We start from the raw sequence: 2,748 nt of genomic DNA, 5'->3' as shown, positions 1-2,748 counted from the left end.
CTCAATATTACTCCATTGTTGTTAATAGACTAAAGTATAGTATACAATTTAATATAAGCTACTCCTAAATTTTTTAAGGATAAATTTCTTAATAAATGTAGATTCAACAGCATTTAATTATTAATCGAGTTTTTTCCTCCATAGCATAGCTGTTATTACGATACTTGAGACATAGCACTGGCAAGAATATATTAATTTAATAATAATAAAATCATCTCCTTATCTGCATCATACATATAGGGATATACTTTGATTATATTTAAGTTAAAAAAAGAAACAGTTGACACTAAAAGGACCACACATATTAGACATATCTAATATATGTGGTCCAATTTTATTACCTTCTTCAACAAAAGCACCCGATAGTTCAATAAGGGAAGGGCGACAACTATTACTTTAGCTGTCGCCCTTTTTATCAGCAATTACATGTTCGACTTTAACTTTTAATTTCATCTGCAATCGTGGGTTCTACAAGATCTTTTCTTCGATAAACATTTAAAATGAGTCCTAAAACAGCAGCGTAAAAGAGTATCGCACTGCCTCCATAACTAATAAAAGGCAGAGAAACCCCCATTATAGGCACGACTCCAAAGCTCATCAAGATGTTCCAGGTAGTAGGAACCGCAAACAATGTAGCACCACCTATTACGATCAATCTCCCATAGAGGTCCTTTGTTTTAAACGCATTTTTTGAGATCCTTGAAATAAATATCAGTAGGATCAAACATAGAACGAATCCGAAAGCCCAACCAAGAGAATAGACGAGGAAGGGAAAAGCAAAATCTGTATGTGCTTCTGGTAACAATTGAAAATTCAACTCGTTGGAAAGTCCGTTACCGAACCATCCCGCTTCTGAAAGGACATTCCTAACCGCCTTATACATATATCCTGCTCCATTTGAATCGGCAGTAGGGTTTATAAAAGCAGATAATCTAGTTAACAAATAACTTTGACGTGAGGTCATGTAGAACATAATAATGAAAATAATACCAGCCAATAGATTTGTTAGGGTCAGATTTACAGCTAATTTCTTATGGATTCGAGCGAAAGCAAACATCCCAAGTATGCAGAAGAAGTAAATAATACTAACCATAAAGTCTGGCACCATCATGTAGAGCGAGATGGGAATCCAAAATAAAACAAAAAGTAAACCTTGTTTTTTCCAACTACGAAACTCATTTATTTTGTTAAAAATACCAGCCCAAGCAAGAAAAAAGAAAAATAAGCTCATCATGGTTCCATCGACCGTCGGGCCTGGGAGGGAAACCCACTTCTTTGCTCCGTTGGTCATAATTCCAAAAAGATGAAGATATATATGGATCAATAGGCCTATCGCATAAAAGTATATCCATCCGTTCTTTAATTTTTGGTAATCAAAGAAAAAGAATCCAATGATTACAAGAATAGCCAGGGTGTACCAAATCGCCTGTCTCCCCATAAAATAGGTACCTGATAGGGAAAATTCAGGAATCCCATCAACTAACGGGAGAAAACTAAAACCAGCAAAAAGAACAAATAAAACAATTAGAACCCAATCCATTTTCGGCTTATGTAGGGGATTTAATCTCTCCCCAATGGTAAATGGATTTCCCATTTCTTGAATCGCCTTTTCCTCTGCATCCTCTTTAGAAAACCCTCTCTTTTTGTAAGATTGACTTAACTCTTGCAGATGATGAATAAGCTCTTTTTTTATCATGTTGTGGGCTTCCTTAGATTTCACTTTGGACGTTACTTTACTTAAAAATTCTTCAAATTTGGGAGAACTCATAAGGACGCCTCCTCTAGTAAGTGTTTAAGGGATAACTCTTGTTTTGATTTATCTTGTTTATAGGTAGCTAAGTATTTTTCCCCTTTGGAATTTAAGGAGTAATATTTCTTTTTGTTTATCCATTTTGAAGTAAGAATTTCTTTATTTTCTAGTAGATGTAGAAGTGAATAAAGCTGCCCTTCATGTTTTTGGAAAGTACGTTCATTTTTTTGAAAAAGTTGGGTAGAAATATTGTAGCCATCCTTTGATTCATGCTGAACCGATTCTAATATAGCTATGATGGTTTCTATCTTCCAAGAATGAAATTGTGATTGAGATTGTCTCATACGAATGGATTCTTTCACCGCATTTTTTCTTTCATTGGAAAAAGAAAAATCCTTGAAAATTGATTTTTTCATCGAACTCTTCAGGTTAGTAAATGGATCATTCATCTCCTAAACCTCCTCGATCATCTTGTCTTTTAATAATTCTTTTGCACGCTTTAATCTAGTTTTTATTGTATTTATATTTACTGTCGTAATCTTACTTATTTCGGCTAAAGATAGTTCTTCATAATAATGCAGAAATACTACTTCTCTGTACTTTAGAGGTAAATTCATGACAGCATTTGTTAAGTTGTTTTCTTCACTATTCGCGATAATCTCTTCTTCAACCTGTTTTGATTTCGAAGGTATATAATCCAAAATTTTATCGCTAAGCGTTATTTTGCGATAATGCCAGCTTCTTAAGTAGTCCTTACAATGATTACTAGCAATACGATATACCCATGTTTTTAGTGTTGCCTGCTGATTAAACTGATTTAACTTTTCATAACATTTTAAAAATATCTCCTGCGTTAAATCTTCTGCTGTCGTTCGATTTTTAACATATGTATATACGAGATGCAGGATATCATCGCTATATTCTTGCATTAATTGATCTATTATTTCCTCTCTCTCAAGCAACATACTTTCATCTGTCACCGCCAGTTGTTTTAGTCC

At 34.0% G+C, this 2,748-nt stretch carries 3 protein-coding genes; all 3 read right to left on the bottom strand.

The features are described from left to right. Nucleotides 1-436: 436 nt before the first annotated feature. From V7124_RS23020 to V7124_RS23010, 3 genes are read right to left on the bottom strand one after another with little or no spacing between them, the layout of a single operon-like run. Nucleotides 437-1,768, bottom strand: coding sequence for an FtsW/RodA/SpoVE family cell cycle protein (locus tag V7124_RS23020; RefSeq protein WP_335493810.1), 1,332 nt, complete (start codon nt 1,766-1,768; stop codon nt 437-439). Next, nucleotides 1,765-2,199 carry a PadR family transcriptional regulator gene (locus tag V7124_RS23015; RefSeq protein WP_335493808.1) on the bottom strand — a complete coding sequence of 145 codons (435 nt, stop codon included), beginning with the start codon at nt 2,197-2,199 and terminating at the stop codon, nt 1,765-1,767. The genes V7124_RS23020 and V7124_RS23015 overlap by 4 nt, the downstream gene beginning before the upstream one ends. A 3-nt stretch (nt 2,200-2,202) precedes the next feature. Continuing rightward, complete coding sequence (locus V7124_RS23010) at nt 2,203-2,715, bottom strand: sigma-70 family RNA polymerase sigma factor (protein ID WP_335493814.1); 513 nt, start codon at nt 2,713-2,715, stop codon at nt 2,203-2,205. Nucleotides 2,716-2,748 lie beyond the last annotated feature (33 nt).

The organism is Neobacillus niacini (assembly GCF_036961885.1).
In the GTDB taxonomy this organism is placed as follows: Bacteria; Bacillota; Bacilli; order Bacillales; family Cytobacillaceae; genus Neobacillus; species Neobacillus niacini_H.
The sequence above is the reverse complement of the archived record's forward strand: the minus strand, read 5'-3'. Positions and strand labels throughout refer to the sequence as shown.

Excerpts from the sequence above, each read along its gene's own strand:
- V7124_RS23020 (WP_335493810.1), bottom strand. The coding sequence starts at position 1,768 with ATGAGTTCTCCCAAATTTGAAGAATTTTTAAGTAAAGTAACGTCCAAA.
- V7124_RS23015 (WP_335493808.1), bottom strand. The coding sequence starts at position 2,199 with ATGAATGATCCATTTACTAACCTGAAGAGTTCGATGAAAAAATCAATT.
- V7124_RS23010 (WP_335493814.1), bottom strand. The coding sequence starts at position 2,715 with ATGTTGCTTGAGAGAGAGGAAATAATAGATCAATTAATGCAAGAATAT.